Here is a 17,519-nt window from a genome sequence, read left to right as displayed (position 1 = left end):
ACTTTGCCACCGTTTAGATCGAATCCCGCCCCTCAGACAACCCGTGTCGGATAAAATGCAAAAACGGAGGAATTCCTGATATTGCAACATCCGGATATTTACCGATATATTTGTCGCAACTAAAATTCGGGCCAGGATCATGCCACTTTGCCAAACCGTGATCCACAAAATATTGAATAGGAATCAAACCACTGCCTGACACCTCAGGATGATGCGAAACATACCAATCCGAGTCGAAATATGAAGACTTTTCAATCAAATATCGAATATACTGCGACGATTTTACATTCCCTCGTCGCTTCGATATCGATTTAAAAATCGTTCTTGCCAGCTTAGTCGCCTTCCAGGAAAACGATTCCTTCATTGCAAGCAACTTACCTTCTGAAGCCATGCATGCCGACGTTGCCAAGAATATCTGGTGATTACGAGCCTCGAGCAATTTTGTCAAAGTGGCCAACTCATCGAATCGGACATCAATAGTGTGCTTACACTTCTCGAGCTCAGTTCGCAGCGCTTCGTTTTCGGCCTTTATTTTTTTATACCGCTCATCGAGACCCCTATATTTCACCAATGCTTCCGAATCTGAAAAATTACTCACACGGCCCCCAACAGATCATTGACTCACTTATTAAATATGACTGATTCAGTCCGTCACAATATCACGCCAACTTAACAGCAAGCCCTAAAATAAACTCGCTCTTGATTTTGCCGCTACCCCTTCTGATACGCGGCAATTCCTTCCTCAACATCTTCAAACACCTTGATAGCTCCGTTATGAAGCAGCAAAACGATATCGCATAACTTTCTAACTTGAGCCATCCCATGAGTTACCAATATCATATTCGCTCGCCCAACGCGCTTTTTAAATTCCGACTCAGCCTTCTCGCGAAAATGCGCATCACCAACCGACATTGCTTCATCGATCATGTAATAATCGAAGTCGAAGGCTAAACTCATCCCAAATCGCAACCTCGAGCTCATGCCTGACGAGTATGTTTTTACAGGTTGATTGAAGTAGTCACCAAGCTCGGCAAAATCTTCAACGTAGTTGATCACCTTGCTCATCTCTTCACCTTCGGCCCCCAAGGTTCGGCAGATGAATTTTACGTTTTGACGTCCGGTCAAAGAACCTTGAAATCCACCACCCAATCCAACCGGCCAAGAAATTTTCTTATCGGTAATAATTCTTCCACTATCCGGAATATCTGTTCCGCATAGCAGGCGCATCAACGTACTCTTGCCAGCTCCATTCTTTCCGATAAGCGCGATGTTTTTATCCGGCGGAATGATAAACGAGAAATCTCGAAAAACGTATTTTCTACCTTGCTTTGTGACGTACGATTTCGTCAATCTTGATAATTCGATCATTTTATATTGTAGATGAACGTAGAGTTTGGCGCAGACGCCTATACGCCACCATCACAAAAAATGTGAGTACAATTGAGAAATATACCGGATACCATGGATTTAATCCATGAGTGGATGGATAATTTGGAAATATAGCTGAACGAATATTATCAATCGCCGCGACATACGGATTCCAGGAGATCAAATACATTTTTTCTGCTGGCAAATTCCAGATCGGGAAGAAAACACCTGCTGTTATATAAATAGGTATGTAGGCCATCTTGCACACACGCCCTGAGTTGGGAATGATATGGGCGATGATCGCGAAAGCCATCCCAATAGAAAATGACAAAAGCACCCCAACCATCATCGCGCATACCCACATTAGTGGATCGTCTATCGAAACATCGTAGTCAAGCCAAAATGCGAGGGAAAAGCAAATGATGATATATGCGCAGGCGTACGCGCAGAGTTCAACAATCACCCGCACCACAAATGTATCAAAGGGCATCAATTGTCGATATGCAAACAATCCTTGATTGGCTTGCAGCGCGTCGGTTAGCCGGTAAACGATACTCCGCATCATGTGAAAAGGAACGATCCCATTAACCATGAATACGACGAAATTCATTCCTTGCATAGGGGCCGCATGAATAAGCAAATGAAATCCCAAAATAATTATCAGGATTGCGAGCGGCTCCAAAACAACCCACACAAAACCCATGCGTCGCGCGCCAAATCGAGTTTGCATTTCGCGCATGAACAAAGCGAACATAACCGATCGTACAATTTTTAGAGACGATCGATTTGCTCTAAATGGCGACTCGAATTCAGACATAAAGCCATCCATCAATATTGATCAATAGTTCGCCCTAACAGCAGAACTTGCACGATTGGCGAAATAATTTTTTGCATCTCATATACCGGAGCGTTCGTCACATAAATCGTATCATCCGGCTGCACTAAAAAGTTTTTTGCCAAAAACATTGACACTGGCTGCCGCATGTCCAAGCGAAATACCTGCGCCTTGGGGCTATTGCCGTCGACATTTTCGGCGAGTCGAAATATAAAAACGCCGCTTGGGTTTGCTGTATGCTCATTCAATCCTTCGACTGAACCAAGCACCTCTAAAAGGCTAGGCGTAGCCGACGGAAAATCGTGTAATCCCGGTTTACTAACGGCACCCATTGCCACAAAACGTCTGCGCGAGCGCTCAAGAATTATCTCCGAATTGGGAGGTACAGCTATATTTTCACCAGACAACAAATCTTGATAGTTGTAGACTTGAACACTCTTTCCCGTTCGCATTATTACATTGATGAGATACGGTTCTAGAATCGGACCTCCCGCCCGATTGATCGCATCCAATATCGTCAGCGGCCCTTGCATCGCAGAGAAGCGCCCCGGATTTTTAACAGCTCCAGCTACTAAGGCCGAATTAGACGAATCACTCACCAATTCCAAATAAACCTGCGGCTCACTAGCATGCCCTCTAAGCCCTCGGCGAATAATATTTGCCGCATCCACCAAAGTGGTCCCGCGGATGCTTACCGTACCCAAATATGGGAGAGAGATTCTCCCACGAGTATCCAGCCGAACCTGTTCAAAGGTGGTCCCCCCCTGAGCCAGCGGTGCGAATACCGTTTTATCTATGCCACTATCATCAGAAATCGTCACTTTCAATACGTCCCCCGGCATGAGTCGCACCTCAGGCTCCTCGGGTCGTCCGACACGCTTCACCAGATCCCCCTCGGGAGGACGCATGTAGCTTCCTATATTGGTGGCTGAGAGTTCGATCAATTGATACGGATAGTCGGGATTTTTTGAACTGGTATCCGATGTAACTTCACCGAGCCGAGGACCAGCACCGGACAATGTCGTACACCCTCCCAGGAGAATAATGCAGCTCAATAGCGTCGCAGTACGTCGATAGCGGATTCGCATCAGACCGATAGCTGTGTTTTGATTTTTATTACTCATACTGAACATAGTCTTTATCATTAATCCATATGGTCTTTGACTGTTGCGATCACGAATCTCGTGATCCCATAAAGCAATAGACAGACAATCAAAACCGTGAATAAACTATATGCTCGCCGAGGAAAAAGAGCCTCATCTGGCATGTTCGGATTCACCACAACTACTAAGCTACGAAGTTTCTTTGTGGCCTCAATTCGAGCATTTTCTAGAGCCGATATCGAAGCCTTATAGGCATCCTCAGCGATACCGGCACTCAATTCGAGCCCCTGATATCTGGATGCCATTACGTTTAGCTGGCCATCCGCATTTTTAGAAATCAGCTTCTTATTTTCGACATCAATTTGCTGCTGAATTGCCTGGATTTGAAATTTTTGCTGACGAACTTGCGGACTATCTTGGTTCAAACTTGCTTGCAAGGCGCGCAAAGTAGCTTCGGCCTTGACCAAATCTGATTGCAACCCCGCAATCAAATCATTGTGTACCAGTGCGGACCGTTGAGCGTCGAGCATATTATTTGCTCCTTGGAAATGAAGCAGCGCCTCTCGTTTCGCCTCGTAATTGAGACGAGCGTGCTCCAATTCACCTTCGGAGAAGTTAACTTGCTCGCGAGCCAATCGATGAGAAATTTCGTTCACGAACCTATCGCTCTCCGCAATTATTGTCGCGACGGTTTTTTCGGCAAAATCCCGATCGAATGCCTGCACAGAGATATCGAGTAGACCGGTGGTAGCATCAAATTGCGCCCTTACCATTTTTTGGTAATATTTCAGCAACTCCTCTTTTGACGCATTAGGTGATAAGTAATAACCAGGATCACGAATTTGACCTGCATAGTGATCGCTCCAATGCAGTTTTTCTTGCAAAACATTAAGCATGTCCTGAGAAACAACAAATTCCCGAACATAGAGCGTTTCCACGGCATTTCCGCCGGTAAGGCCGCCGCCACCCATTAGAGCCGCCAGCCCCGGTATTTGCGAAGCGTCGATAGCACTATCCGATCCCACCTTATGAACTGCGACCTCTGATGTACTAACATAGCGATCACGCGCCAGAAAAACGTAGTAGACGATTGCCGCAATCATCGGCACGACAACCATGCCAATAAATAGTCGATTTTTTTTGAAATTAATCATTTAAAATTCGCACACACTTCGTTTCAAATTTAAATTTTCGCTGCACGCCTCATGCAGATCACGTCTCTACCAGAACATCTCGAGCCCGCTTCTCATAATCCATGGACGAAATACATTCGGCATAGCCGCCAAGGAAAAATCTGCCTGCAAATAATTTAGATTTTGATTGTAAAAAGGATCGTGATCCATGACATGCTTCCAGCGATTACGCATATACTTAATTTCCGCCTTAAAGCGACGCCGCTGGGCGGGTGCATCTTCTTTACCTCGTGAAACTGATTCGTGGTGGTACAGCACCGCATGCGGAGTCCACACCACACGAAACCCTATGTCCCGTATGCGCAAACAATAGTCCACGTCGTTAAAAGCTACCTTTAAACGGATTTCGTCGAGACCACCTACCGCTTGATAGGTAGACTTTTGGGTCAACAAACATGCCGCCGTAACTGCCGACAAGTCCTGCGCAACCAGCGCCCGGCCCGAATAACCCGGCTCGTCCTTCCCGATCCCGCTATGCAAGTGATTCGCACATCCACCGGGTCCCACGGTATCGCCAGCATGCTGGACCGTACCGTCCCCGTACAACAGTTTGGCTCCGACAGCGCCTACACCGGCACTCGATAACACTCCCACCATCTCACCCAGCCAATCCGGCGAAATCACCTCCGTATCGTTATTGAGCAGACACACCAACTCGCCCTTCGCCTTGGCGATCGCCATGTTGTTGATGCGCGAGTAATTGAACGGCTCATCAAACGGCAACACCCGAACATTGGCTACTTGCTTCAAGCTCTGCAGATAAGCCAGTGTGTCGGGTTCGATGCTCTGATTATCAACAACGAGGATTTCATACGGCCCATAGCGCGTCTTTTCCAGCACGCTGGAGATACAACGGTGCAGGTGCCCCAACTGATCGCGCGTAGGAATGACGATGCTGACCAACGGTGCCGGGTCCGCTACCGAATAACGCACCCGACAACGGCCCGGCCCCGTGCTCTCGACTTCCGCAGGCACGCCCATGCGCCGCAGGTGCGCGGCCACCGCACGAACCGTCCCCGCGCCATCATCCTGCTCATCCCGAGGGGTCATATGCCAGAGCGGCGCGGGCACGTGAACCATCGGCAAGCCGAGTTCACTCAGCGCCAACAGCAAGGCGTGCATCACGTTGGCATCTGTCACACCCTCGCCAAGTGCTTGCAAGCGATCTGCATACCGGCCGTTCCAGACAAAGGCGTCGCCAATATAGTTAGTGGAACGCAACAGTTCGGGAGACCAATCCGGCTTGAAAACGGGATCACACAGTTGGCCGTCAACACCGACGACGTCGTGATCGGCATAAGCCACAGCGGCATCGGGTGTCTTGATGACAGCATCCGCGAGGCAAAACAGCGCCTGCTCCGAGAGCGTCGCTCCAGCGCGGATAACGAGGTGCCAGGAATTCTCGGCGACCGGCGTCGAAATCAACCTGGTTAAATCATCCGAGAAGTCGTCTCGCACCTCGACTGTAAAGTGCCGATATGTTTGCGCCTGTAAACTGGCCTGCGTCGCATCGATATCAGCCTGCGTAGTTTGCCGGCTCACCCACAGCGAAATATTAAATATTGGTGAATATTGCCAACGCTTCACTCGACGAGCCATCAACGCCCGGTCTGCAGGGGTAATAGCATAGAACTCCTGATACCACCCTGCGTAACCTTCGCGATACACGTTCGCGCGAAAACGACACGCCACGTCGTATGCGTGATCAAGATCGCGGAAAAGAGTGATCGGTGTAAGTCCTGCGCGGACGCAACGCTGCAGCGGTTGCTTGTACAGCGTGTTCGCCGCCCGCCAGAACTGCCGCAAGCGGTACTCTGCGGCACTCAGGCGGCGATGCCGAAGGAATCGAACGTGAACAGGGCTTGCATCGCTGTCCATGACCAAATGGACAGTCCGCACGGCTGCGGCAGTCTTGACCAATTCCTGGATATGGCCCTTACTGCTGATTAAGACTTTTAACGCGTGCGTGCGATCATCATGCATCGTCAGCACGACAGTCGCTACGCAAGCCTTGACATTACCTACCACCTGGCCCTCTACAAGCCAGGCCGTGGCAGCACGCCAATTCTCCTTATGAACGATTTTAGCCGCCACTTCTTCACTACCTGTCTTAATCATGACGCAACTTGGGATCCGCGATTATAATTCACGGCCAGAGGAAGACTAGAAAAACCTAGAAGTATCAAACATGCGCCGATCCATACTATTTCTCCAGGGGCCTCCCTCGCTTTTCTGGCGTCAGTTAAGCGACCACTTCGATGCCGCGCTCGTGCGCACGCATCGGATCAACCTTTCCCTGGGGGACTGGGCGTACTGGCGCAAACCGGGTGCGGTCAACTATCGAGGCCGTTTTAGCCGCTGGGCGGATTTCCTGCGCGACTATCTGGTGCGCCACGAGATCACCGACATCATGTACTTTGCCGACCGCCTGCCCTACCACGCGGTCGCGCGCGAAGTCGCCGAGTCGCTCGGCATTCGCACGTACTCGATCGAATTCGGCTACTTGCGCCCCGACTGGCTCACCCTCGAGCGGGGCGGCATGGGCACGCTGTCACACTTCCCCACCGACCCGAAGGCGATCCGCGCAATTGCCCGCCGTGTCGGACCATTCAAGCCGGACACCAAGCATTATTCGCACAGTTTCGGGCAGGAAGCGTTCAACGAGGTGCTTTATAACCTCCTGACCTCGCTCGTGCCATATTTTTTCCCGCTCTATCGCACCGACAAGTATTACCTGCCATTACTGGACTATCTGCGCTGGCTGCCGCGCATGGTCGGCCAGCGCCTGAACGAGCCCGCGCGAGTCGCCGCCGCCGACGTATTGCGCCACTCGGGCGCTCGTTACTGGATGCTCGCGCTCCAGATGCAGGCCGATTACCAGTTGCGCGCCAATTCCGCTTATAGCGATCAGCGGCAAGTGATAGAGGAAGTCATTGCGTCGTTCGCACAACATGCTCCGCAGGACGGCTCACTGATCGTCAAACTGCATCCGCTCGACAATGGCATGGAGCGCTGGGAAAAATTCGTCGCGCGCACGGCAAAACGCTACGACGTGGCGTCGCGCGTCATTGCCGTGACGGACTGCGATCTCAAGCGCACGATCAAGCACAGCAAGGGTGTCATTGCGGTGAATTCCACCGTGGGCCTGCATGCGTTGCGCGCCAATTGCCCCGTGAAAGTGCTCGGCATGGCGATGTACGACATTGCGGGGCTCACGCACCAGGGTTCGCTGGAAACGTTCTGGGCCAGGCCCGAGCGCGTCAACAAGCCGTTGCTCAACGACTTCGTGGCGGCGATTGCCGCCACCGTCCAGATTCACGGCTCGTTCTACAACCGTGCGGGCCGCGATGCAGCGTGCGTCGAAATCGTGCGCCGCGTGATGAAAGACGAGGTGAACGGCCACGGCGCCTTTGTCGATCCGCCGCCGCGCCTCGATCGCGCGCTGCGGTCAAACGTTCCGATCTTCGATTCGTTGAAAGGCAGCGGCATCGAGCCGGCCGGTACGCGCCCGGTCGCTAAGCCTCCCGAAACAGCCGTGCAACCCAGTGTCGCCAACGTGGCACCCGCGGCGTAGCACGCCATTCGACGAGTTCCTGCAGCGCACGCTCCGGCGTGGTGAAGCGTCTTGTCGTTCGGCTGACATACGTGGGATACAGAATCAGCGCGGCGGCAACGAGTTCGTCCAGCGTCAGCGCACGGTTGCGCCGCTGACGCACCGGTTCGGTCAATCCCGCATCGTGCGACACTCCCCAGCCCGCATAGAACGGCTGCCCATAGGTCACCACCTTCACGCCGCGCAACAGCGCTTCGAATCCGGCCAGCGACGTCAGCACATGGACTTCGTCCACGCTGCCGAGCAACTGGTGAAACGACACCGAGCCTATCGTCTCGTCGCACCACTGCGCCGCGTCGTCCTCCCCTCGCCCCACCTTGCGCAGGCCGGCCATCACGTCCGGGTGCGGCTTGTACAGCAGATACGCATCGGGATTGGCGGCACGCACAGCCTGCAACAGATCCATATTGCCGCGAATGCCGGACGCACCGAAGCGGATCGACGCATCGGTCTCCACCTGTCCAGGCACAAGAATCACGCGCCTGCCCTCCGGACGAACCCAGTTCGCGTGTCCGCCGAGGTTGTATTTGGTAATGCCCGCGTCGCAAATGGCCTGACGCAAGACCGCCGCGCGCTGGAGCAGTTCGGGCGCGAACACGGTTTGCGCGAGCAGCGTTTCCAACTGCGAAGGCCGTGTGGCGTCGTAATAGATGCCGACGTCGTCCTGCACCCACGACAGCGGACGAGTCAGATCGGCCCCGAGGCCGACGGAGCGCACGAAGCCATCCTCGACGCGGATGACCTTTTGCGTTGCGGGTAGCGCGGGCGCGAGCCGGTCGTCGAGCTTGCGCCCCCATGTGGCAACGGCGCGGTCGATCGCCCTCGGCACACGCCAGCGAAAGCGAACGGCACTGCCGCCGAAGAATTGACGCACGTAGTCCTTCTTCCAGCCGGAAAAGCCGAGCGCATCGATGTCGACGGGGAATCGCTGTCGCATCCGGCGCTGCAGCGCCAGCCATGCCAGCACGGTTTCGACCTCGCAACGCTTGCCGGTTTCCGGATCGACATAGCGGCAGTAATCGATCAGCGCCGCGTGAACGAGTTGTTCCAGCGTGGCCGCACCGCGTCGCGCGGGCGCCGGCAGCGCGTCCCGCGTCAGCCCCCAGCCCGCATAGAACGGCATGCCGAAGACACGCACCGGCAATCCCCACATCAGCGCCTCGAAGCCGAGTTGCGACGTGACGGTATACACCTCGTGCACCAGCGGCAGCAGGCTGGCCGGATGCACGTTGTCGTCCAGCACCTGCACGCGCGGCATCGCGCGCACCGCGTCGAGATCGAAGTGGCCGTGCTTGCGGCCGGACACGACGTCAGGATGGACCTTGAGCAGGATCGTGCGATCGGGATGCTCGTGCAGTGCGGCCGTCAGCATCCGGTGGAAGCTGGCGGCATCGGCGAGACCGCAGGAAATCGATGCATCGCCGCGCGTCTGGTCCACGACCAATACACAATCATCGGGCAATGCCCTTCCCAGATCGCGACTATGGTTGTATTTGGACACGCGGCCATCCCGCCATGCCGCGGCCAGTGCGCGAGCCCGCACGATCTGGTCGTCGCGCAGCGGCTGCGCAATCAGCGACTCGAGCCGCGACGGCTGGCTCGCATCGAGATAAAGCCCGACATCGTCGAAAATGATCGCGAGCGGCGGATCGTCCTTGCCGAGTCCGACGGAGCGCAAAAAGCCGTCCTCGATGTGATAGACGGCGAGACCGTGCTTCTGCGCATAGCGCTGCGCAGCCAGCGCGCTCGGACGGCGCCCCCAGGCGAGCACGCCCGCGCCGGCGACCGGTTGGCCGACCGACCGGTAGTGCAGTTGAAAATCGTCGAGCAGCGCGGCGAGCGTCGGGATGCGGTGCACGCCCGGCGCCTGCGTATAGATAGTCGGCAGCGAACCCGCCAACGCATCGGGCCGCGCCTGTCCGGTGACTTCGCCCCGGGCGACGGAAAAATCAGTCAAAGACACGAGCCTCGACAAATATGGCCGCAAGCACCCGCGCGATCCGGCAATTGCCGAAAGCGGAGGGTTTTGCCGCGAAGCCGGAATAATGGAATATCGGTGTGCTCATGGGGTTCTTCATGTCGAGCGGCAGTCGCGCGTCGGTTCACTCAACCCGACGACGGCGGCAGCGACGCTCATCGTGAACGCAATTCACGCGATCGTCGCGCATTTCCTCACGCCGCTGACGCAATCGCATTGTACTTGTCCACGGTTCGCCTCTACCCGGCCGGCTCGTGGCCGGTATTTTAACGGGCTGCCGCTCGAAGCCGCGGAAAATCCGGTTTATTCGCTCGGAAGCTGCCTTCGCGCCGCTGGCCGGCCCGTGGAGACACGCACGGCAGCCGCGTCACGCGTCGCGCATCAACGCCGCGGCTTTACGGATTTAAATCGTTACGACGATGACCCCATATAAATTTGACGTCGTCGGTAACGCACACACAATCAAATGTCTTTAGAATCCCCGAATCACCGAGAGATCAAAGTCGCCGCTCATGTCGAGACCGATTCCGCATGAGCTGCGACGACGCGCACCGACCAACCACACGTATTTAATATCCTGATGTTGCGCAGGCTCCTATACCGAAAATCGGCGCACGGCCCGTCTCACCTCCGTCACAACACGGCGGTGCAGCGCTGGCTGGTTTTGCATCAAGGCGAAAATCCGTCCACGGATTATTACGTGCTCCCGCGCCTGCAGGAGCTCGGGTTGCCGGTCGTCTACAAGAACCTGGACAGCGCAGTTCCGGAGCCGGGCGATCTCGCGCCGGGGACGGCGGTCATCATCATCCGCTATCTGAATGCGCGATGGGCGCGGGCGCTGCGCATTCATCGCGTGCAACTGGCACGCATCGTCTATTTCATGGACGACGACTTGCTGCATCCGCGGTCATGGAACGGCTTGCCGCGGCCGTACGTGAAAAAACTCCGCAAGTACTGCCATGCGCATACCGCGGACATCCGCTACCTTGCGACGGAATACTGGTTTTCCACGCAGGCGCTGCGCGATCGCTATCCGGAACGCGCCGCCACCCTCGTGACGCCGCGCGCGCTGCCTGAGGATGCGCGCACGCAGCGGGTGCGCAACGCATCGGCGGAGTCGCCGATCCTCGTGTTCTATCACGGGAGCGCCGCGCACGAAGCCGAAATTTCGTGGCTGCAGCCGATCATGGCGCAAGTGCTCGCGCGCTGTTCGAACGTCCATTTCGAGCTGATCGGCTCGCACGCGGTGAACGTGCTGTATCGCGGCCTGCCGCGCACACGGGTCGTGCATCCGATGGACTGGGCCAACTACCGCGGCCATTGCCGCCTGCTGGACGGCCATATCGGCCTCGCCCCGCTGCTGCCGTCGGAATTCAACGCCGCCCGCGCGCATGTGAAGGCCTACGACATCGCCCGCTGCCGGGCCGTGGGGCTGTATGCCGCCGTCGGCCCGTATCACGAGGTGATCCGGCACGACGAGAACGGCCTGCTGCTCGACAACGATCCGCAAAGCTGGGTGGAAGCGCTATGCGCGCTGGCCGGCGACCCGGCCCGCCTCCATGCGCTGCGCGTGGCCGCACAGGCACTGCTGCAGCGGCCGACCGCTCAGCCGATCGGGATCATCCACACCGCGCCCGAGCAAATCATGCTTACTCGTAACCCAGCCGGCTCAGGAACCAGCCGGACACGGCCGGATGTAGTCCTGCCAGCAGGAAACACCCGAGATTCAGCGGGAATGGAAAGCTGATTCGCGCACGATTGGTACTCAGGCCGAGCCGGATCACGCGCGCCGCCTTCGGCGCTTTCCACAGAAACGGCTTCGGGCCCGGCATATCGAAGCACATCTGCGACTCCACATAGCCGGGCATGATCACGTTGACCTTCACGCCTTCGGCCGCCAGCCCGTCGCGCATCGCCTCTCCGTACGCCTTCACCGCAGCCTTGCTCGCGCTGTAGCTCGGCGTCTCGGGCAATCCGCGCCATGCGGCGAGGGAACTGATCAGCGCGATCTGGCCGCCGCGGCGCGCGCGCATCGCGGGCATCGCTGCATGAGCGGTTGCCATGCTGGCCTTGACGTTCACGTCCAGCAGACGGTGCATGTCGTCCCACTCTTCGCCTTGATGCCCGGGCCCGGTGTTGATATTGACCCCGGCATTGGCGATCACGAGATCGGGCGCCTCGGTCTCGCTCATTTCGCTGACCCAGTTGCGCAACGTATCGTGGTCGCGCACGTCGAATGCGGCCGTGATGACGCGCGCGCCGAGCGCCGTGCACGCATCGCTCACTTGCTGCAGCAGCGCGGTCTTGCGGCCGTGCAGAATCAGCACCGCCGTGCCGGCTCGCGCATATTCCTGCGCCAGCGCTGAACCGATGCCGCCCGTGGCGCCCGTAATCAGCACGCAGCGCGGAACCCCGTTTTTTTGTGTCGCCATGATCGAGAAATAGGGCTTGGGATAGTGATAATTTCGGCAGCATTATCCGATATGCACCACTGAACGCGCGCACCGTTCATAGAATATTTTGCCCAAACGCCCACTCGACAATCGCGAAATCCGGGCTTTTTCGCGCCCGGCCTTTAACACTCTTTCATCATCGAGCGCCTTCTCTTCGGTTATAACCATCCGTCGAAAAGCCGCCAGCCGGCCCCTTTCCATTTAGGAGCTCCCATGCTGAACCTGGAAACCGCCCAGCAATTCCTGATGACCCGCGGCCTCGACTTCGGCCTGAACCTCCTCGCCGCGATCGTATTGTGGTTCGTCGGCCGGTGGGCGATCCGCATCGGCACCCGTCTGCTCGGCAAGGTCGTGCGCCGCAGCGGCAAGGTCGACCCGACGCTCACCGACTACCTGACCTCGGTCGTCGGCGTGCTGCTGACGATCCTGCTGATCCTCGCGATCCTGCAGATCTTCGGCGTGCAGACCACGTCGTTCGCCGCGCTGCTCGCCGGTCTCGGTCTAGCGATCGGCACCGCCTGGGGCGGCCTGCTCGCCCACTTCGCGGCCGGCGTGTTCATGCAGGTGCTGCGCCCGTTCAAGATCGGCGACGTGATCAGCGCGGGCGGCGTCACCGGCACGGTGAAGGAACTCGGCCTGTTCGGCACGACGATCATCACCGCCGACAATGTCGTGACGATCGTCGGCAACAACAAGATCTTCTCGGACAACATCGCGAACTACAGCGCGACGCCGCACCGCCGGGTCGACCTGACCGCGAAGATCGCGAACGGCGTCGATGCGGCCGATGCGATCGACCGCCTGAAGACGCAGATCCAGTCGATCCCGAACGTGATGAAAGTGCCGGCCCCGGACGTCGGCGTGCTGCAATTCACGCCGGAGGGCCCGCTGCTGTTCGTTCGCCCGTCGACGCAGCCGGAGAACTACTGGCAGGTGTACTGCGATACCAACCGCGTGATACTCGAGACGTTCCGCGACGCGCAATACCCGACGCCCGAAACGCCGATCTCGCACCGCAACGCGTGACGGCACCGCCCGCCGGCAATTGCCGGAATCGCGAGGACGAAAAAAAAGCGTGGCAACCGCCACGCTTTTTTATTGCGCCGAAGACCGACGGGAAATACGCCGCCTCAGCGGCCGCCCGTCTTCTGCGTACCGCCCGATTGGCGCCCGCGCACCATCTTCCACAGCCCGCCGAGCACGACCGGCACGATCGCCGCGCCGATCCCCGCCAGCACGATCACGTTCAGGTACTGACGGATGAACGGGATATTGCCGAAGAAGTAGCCGAGCAGCACCAGCAGCAGCACCCAGAACACCGCGCCGAGCACGTTGAACAGCTGGAAGCGCGCGGCGCTCATCGACGACGCCCCCGCGACGAACGGCGCGAACGTGCGCACGACAGGAATGAAGCGCGCGAGCACGATGGTCTTGCCGCCGTGCCTGTCGTAGAACGAGTGGGTTTTCTGCAACGCGGCGCGATCGAGGAAGCGCTCGAGCACCGGGATATGGGTATTGAACACCTTCGGCCCGATCCAGCGGCCGATCAGGTAGTTCACGGTATTGCCGGAAATCGCCGCGACCAGCAGCAGCACGATCAGCGCGCCAACGTTCATGTCGCCCGTCGCCGCGAACGCGCCGCCGATGAACAGCAGCGAATCGCCGGGCAGGAAAGGCAACACGACGAGCCCGGTCTCGCAGAACACGATCAGGAACAACACCAGATACACCCATGCGCCGTACTGCCGGATGAAATCGCCGAGGAACGCGTCGATGTGCAGGACCAGATTGACGAAATGAAGCAGCGTATCCAAATGCGATTCCTCGAAGGCGAAAGGGCCGGAACGGCCGGAAAAAGCGGAAAGTGCCCGCCGCGCAAGGCGGCGCGCAAAACGGAGTCATCATACCGAAACTACCTTAAGGCTCCGTGAAAAAACGTAACCGTCGGCCACGCCGGCACGCATCCGCCGCCTCGCTATAATTCGGCCATGTCCGAAATCACCGAAACGGCAGCGGGCGCCGCGCCCGCCCCTGCTCCGCGCCCGCTGCGCGCGATCCAGCCCCTGCCCGACCAGCTGATCAGCCAGATCGCCGCGGGCGAGGTCGTCGAACGCCCGGCATCGGTCGTCAAGGAGCTGCTCGAGAACGCGATGGACGCCGGCGCGACGACACTGCGCATCGTCCTCGAAGAAGGCGGCGTCAAGCGCATCTCGATCACCGACGACGGCTGCGGGATTCCGCCCGACGAGCTGCCGCTCGCATTGATGCGCCACGCGACCAGCAAGATCCGCTCGCTCGAAGAGCTCGAAGCGGTCGCCACGCTGGGTTTTCGCGGGGAAGCGCTCGCGTCGATCGCATCCGTCGCCGAGATGTCGATCACGAGCCGCACGGCCGACGTCGCGCACGCGATGAAGATCGATGCGACCACCGGCGCGCTGTCGCCGGCGGCCGGCGCGGTCGGCACGACGATCGAGGTGCGCGAGCTGTACTTCAACACGCCCGCGCGCCGCAAATTCCTGAAAAGCGAGCAGACCGAGTTCGGCCACTGCCTCGAAATGATCCGCCGCGCGGCGCTCGCGCGGCCGGACGTCGCAATCTCGGTGCTGCACAACGGCAAGGCCGTCGAGCACTGGAACGCGACCGAGCCCGCACAGCGGGTCGCGAAGATCCTCGGCGACAGCTTCGCCACCGCGCACCTGCCGCTCGACGAGCAGGCCGGGCCGCTCGCCGTCTACGGCTGCGCGGGCCTGCCGACCGCGAGCCGCGGCCGCGCCGACCAGCAGTATTTCTTCGTCAACGGCCGCTTCGTGCGCGACAAGCTGCTCACGCACGCGGTGCGCGCAGCCTACGAGGACGTCCTGCATGGCGACCGCTACCCGTCGTACGTGCTGTTCCTCGACCTGCCGCCCGAAGCCGTCGACGTGAACGTGCACCCGTCGAAGATCGAAGTGCGGTTCCGCGATTCGCGCTCGATTCACCAATACGTATTCCACGCGGTGCAGCGCGCACTGGCCCGCCATGCGGGCGCGTCGCCGGAAACCACCGCGGGCGGCCATGCCGCGCATCTCGAACCGGCCCCCGCCGGCCCCGCGTCGTTCCTGAATACGCCGCTCGGCCAGGGCGCAGCCACCGGCACGGGCGGCAGCGGCTTCTCGTCGTCGTCATCGTCGGCGGGCAACACGTGGATGCGCCAGGCTCGCATGACACAGGGCACGCTGCCCGTCGCGCAGCCGCTCGCGCTCGACGATGCACTGTTCGGCCGCAAGGATACCGGCGCGGGCACGCCGGACGGCACGACCGGCGTCGCGCACGATATCTCGACAGGCGCGCCGCCGCGCCGCTGCCGGGCTTCGCCGCATCGCCGATCGCCGCCAGCCTGCATGACGAGCAGCCGCTCGGCTTCGCACTCGGCCAGATCCACGGCATCTACGTGCTCGCACAGAATGCGCACGGCCTCGTGATCGTCGACATGCACGCGGCCCACGAGCGAATCCTGTACGAACAGTTCAAGAATGCGCTCGCCGACCGTTCGGTGGCCGTGCAGTCGCTGCTGCTGCCGATATCGATGACGGCGACGCCGGTCGAGATCGGCACGGTCGAGGAAGAGCGCGACACGCTCGAATCGCTCGGTTTCGACCTCGCGGTGCTGTCGCCGACGACGCTCGCGATCCGTGCGGTGCCCGCGCTGCTGAAGGATGCGGACCTGCAGTCGCTCGCGCGCGCGGTGCTCGCCGATCTACACGCATTCGGCGGCTCGCGCGTACTCACCGAGCGCCAGCACGAACTGCTCGGCACGCTCGCCTGCCACCACGCGGTGCGCGCGAACCGGCGCCTGACGCTCGACGAGATGAACGCGCTGCTGCGCCAGATGGAAGCGACCGAACGCGCGGACCAGTGCAATCACGGCCGGCCAACGTGGTATCAGCTCACGCTGAACGATCTCGACCGCCTCTTCATGCGCGGGCAATGAACGCTTCGCCACGGACCCAACCGACGACGATCGCCTGCCTGCTCGGCCCCACCGCATCGGGCAAGACGGCCGCGGCGCTGGCGCTCGCCGCGCGTCGCCCGATCGAGATCGTCAGCGTCGATTCGGCGCTCGTCTACCGCGACATGGATATCGGCACCGCGAAACCGACGCGCGACGAGCGCGCGAGCGTGCCGCACCATCTGATCGACATCATCGACCCGGCCGACGCGTATTCGGCGGCCAGCTTCCGAGCGGACACGCTGCGCCTGCTCGGCGAGATCGCCGCGCGCGGCCGCACGCCGCTGCTCGCGGGCGGCACGATGCTGTACTACAAGGCGCTGACGCAGGGACTCAACGACCTGCCGACCGCCGATGCAGCGGTGCGCGCGGAACTCGATGCCGAGGCCGCGCGCGATGGCTGGCCGGCGCTTCATGCGCGGCTCGCGCAGGTCGACCCCGCGACGGCCGCGCGCCTCGCACCGAACGATTCACAGCGGATCCAGCGCGCACTCGAAGTGTTCATGCTGAGCGGGCAGCCGATGTCGGCGCTGCTCGCCGCGCCCCGCCCCGTGGACGATGCGGCCGCGGCTTACCGCTTCGTGCCGGTCGCGCTCGAACCGTCGGACCGCGCCGTGCTGCACGCACGCATCGCACAACGCTTCGACGCGATGCTCGAAGCGGGCTTCATCGACGAAGTCGAACGGCTGCGCCGCCGCGAGGATCTCCATCTGGGCCTGCCGTCGATGCGCTGCGTCGGCTACCGGCAGGCGTGGGAATTCCTCGATGGCGACACCGACTATCGAACCATGCGCGACAAGGGCATTTTCGCGACACGCCAGCTGTGCAAACGGCAGATCACGTGGCTGCGTGCGATGCCCGAGCGGGTCGTGGTCGACTGCGTCGCGCCGGACGCGACGGCACACGCGCTGGATGCGCTCGAACGCGTGCTGGACGGCCGCGCAACAACCTGACACACGCGCGGATCGCTACCCCGCAAGCGACGCCC

14 protein-coding genes and 1 pseudogene are annotated in these 17,519 nt (G+C 59.1%); 6 read left to right on the top strand and 9 right to left on the bottom strand.

Features of this window, described 5'->3' with window-relative positions:
• Nucleotides 1-13 precede the first annotated feature (13 nt).
• The 6 genes from J7024_RS09110 to J7024_RS09085 all read right to left on the bottom strand — a co-directional run bounded on the left by J7024_RS09110 (nucleotide 14) and on the right by J7024_RS09085 (nucleotide 6,617).
• Nucleotides 14-598: a hypothetical protein gene (locus J7024_RS09110; protein WP_234744990.1), complete on the bottom strand. Its 585-nt coding sequence runs from the start codon at nucleotides 596-598 to the stop codon at nucleotides 14-16.
• A gap of 113 nt (nucleotides 599-711) precedes the next feature.
• Nucleotides 712-1,368 (bottom strand): ABC transporter ATP-binding protein, encoded by a 657-nt coding sequence (locus J7024_RS09105; RefSeq protein ID WP_207997389.1) that lies wholly within the window; start codon nucleotides 1,366-1,368, stop codon nucleotides 712-714.
• Nucleotide 1,369: 1 nt separating this feature from the next.
• Nucleotides 1,370-2,122, bottom strand: coding sequence for an ABC transporter permease (locus tag J7024_RS09100; protein ID WP_234744989.1), 753 nt, complete (start codon nucleotides 2,120-2,122; stop codon nucleotides 1,370-1,372).
• Between the two features lie 74 nt (nucleotides 2,123-2,196).
• Nucleotides 2,197-3,327, bottom strand: coding sequence for a polysaccharide biosynthesis/export family protein (locus tag J7024_RS09095; RefSeq protein ID WP_234744988.1), 1,131 nt, complete (start codon nucleotides 3,325-3,327; stop codon nucleotides 2,197-2,199).
• A 20-nt stretch (nucleotides 3,328-3,347) separates the two neighbouring features.
• Nucleotides 3,348-4,460 carry an ABC transporter permease gene (locus J7024_RS09090; protein WP_207997391.1) on the bottom strand — a complete coding sequence of 371 codons (1,113 nt, stop codon included), beginning with the start codon at nucleotides 4,458-4,460 and terminating at the stop codon, nucleotides 3,348-3,350.
• Nucleotides 4,461-4,526: 66 nt separating this feature from the next.
• On the bottom strand, nucleotides 4,527-6,617 hold the full coding sequence (locus tag J7024_RS09085; protein ID WP_234744987.1) for a glycosyltransferase family 2 protein: 2,091 nt from the start codon (nucleotides 6,615-6,617) through the stop codon (nucleotides 4,527-4,529).
• A gap of 70 nt (nucleotides 6,618-6,687) precedes the next feature.
• Between J7024_RS09085 and J7024_RS09080 the strand changes: the two genes are divergently transcribed.
• On the top strand, nucleotides 6,688-8,073 hold the full coding sequence (locus tag J7024_RS09080; RefSeq protein ID WP_175750728.1) for a capsule biosynthesis protein: 1,386 nt from the start codon (nucleotides 6,688-6,690) through the stop codon (nucleotides 8,071-8,073).
• Here J7024_RS09080 and J7024_RS09075 read toward each other — a convergent pair.
• Nucleotides 8,015-10,075 (bottom strand): capsular polysaccharide biosynthesis protein, encoded by a 2,061-nt coding sequence (locus J7024_RS09075; RefSeq protein ID WP_425117642.1) that lies wholly within the window; start codon nucleotides 10,073-10,075, stop codon nucleotides 8,015-8,017. The two genes, J7024_RS09080 and J7024_RS09075, sit on opposite strands and share 59 nt — an antisense overlap.
• On the opposite strand from J7024_RS09075, the gene J7024_RS09070 reads away from it, so the two are divergent.
• Nucleotides 10,035-10,523, top strand: coding sequence for a hypothetical protein (locus J7024_RS09070; protein WP_175786830.1), 489 nt, complete (start codon nucleotides 10,035-10,037; stop codon nucleotides 10,521-10,523). The genes J7024_RS09075 and J7024_RS09070 overlap by 41 nt on opposite strands.
• 213 nt (nucleotides 10,524-10,736) lie before the next feature.
• A complete protein-coding gene (locus J7024_RS09065) occupies nucleotides 10,737-11,837 on the top strand; it encodes a hypothetical protein (RefSeq protein WP_234744986.1) in 1,101 nt (366 codons plus the stop codon).
• On the opposite strand, the gene J7024_RS09060 is transcribed toward J7024_RS09065, so the two are convergent.
• Entirely contained in the window at nucleotides 11,740-12,522 is a 783-nt protein-coding gene (locus J7024_RS09060) for an SDR family NAD(P)-dependent oxidoreductase (RefSeq protein ID WP_124827057.1), read from the bottom strand. The two genes, J7024_RS09065 and J7024_RS09060, sit on opposite strands and share 98 nt — an antisense overlap.
• Nucleotides 12,523-12,756: 234 nt before the next feature.
• On the opposite strand from J7024_RS09060, the gene J7024_RS09055 reads away from it, so the two are divergent.
• Nucleotides 12,757-13,569, top strand: coding sequence for a mechanosensitive ion channel family protein (locus J7024_RS09055; RefSeq protein ID WP_124827058.1), 813 nt, complete (start codon nucleotides 12,757-12,759; stop codon nucleotides 13,567-13,569).
• A gap of 104 nt (nucleotides 13,570-13,673) precedes the next feature.
• Here J7024_RS09055 and J7024_RS09050 read toward each other — a convergent pair whose 3' ends face one another.
• Nucleotides 13,674-14,357, bottom strand: coding sequence for a DedA family protein (locus tag J7024_RS09050; protein ID WP_124827059.1), 684 nt, complete (start codon nucleotides 14,355-14,357; stop codon nucleotides 13,674-13,676).
• A 174-nt stretch (nucleotides 14,358-14,531) separates the two neighbouring features.
• Between J7024_RS09050 and mutL the strand changes: the two are divergent.
• Nucleotides 14,532-16,513, top strand: a pseudogene (gene mutL, locus J7024_RS09045) (DNA mismatch repair endonuclease MutL).
• Nucleotides 16,510-17,484, top strand: coding sequence for a tRNA (adenosine(37)-N6)-dimethylallyltransferase MiaA (miaA, locus tag J7024_RS09040; protein ID WP_124827061.1), 975 nt, complete (start codon nucleotides 16,510-16,512; stop codon nucleotides 17,482-17,484). The pseudogene mutL and the gene miaA overlap by 4 nt, the downstream one beginning before the upstream one ends.
• Nucleotides 17,485-17,519: the final 35 nt, after the last annotated feature.

It is taken from the genome of Burkholderia sp. WTPI3 (genome assembly GCF_021483755.1).
Taxonomy (GTDB): Bacteria; Pseudomonadota; Gammaproteobacteria; order Burkholderiales; family Burkholderiaceae; genus Burkholderia.
The sequence above is the reverse complement of the archived record's forward strand: the minus strand, read 5'-3'. Positions and strand labels throughout refer to the sequence as shown.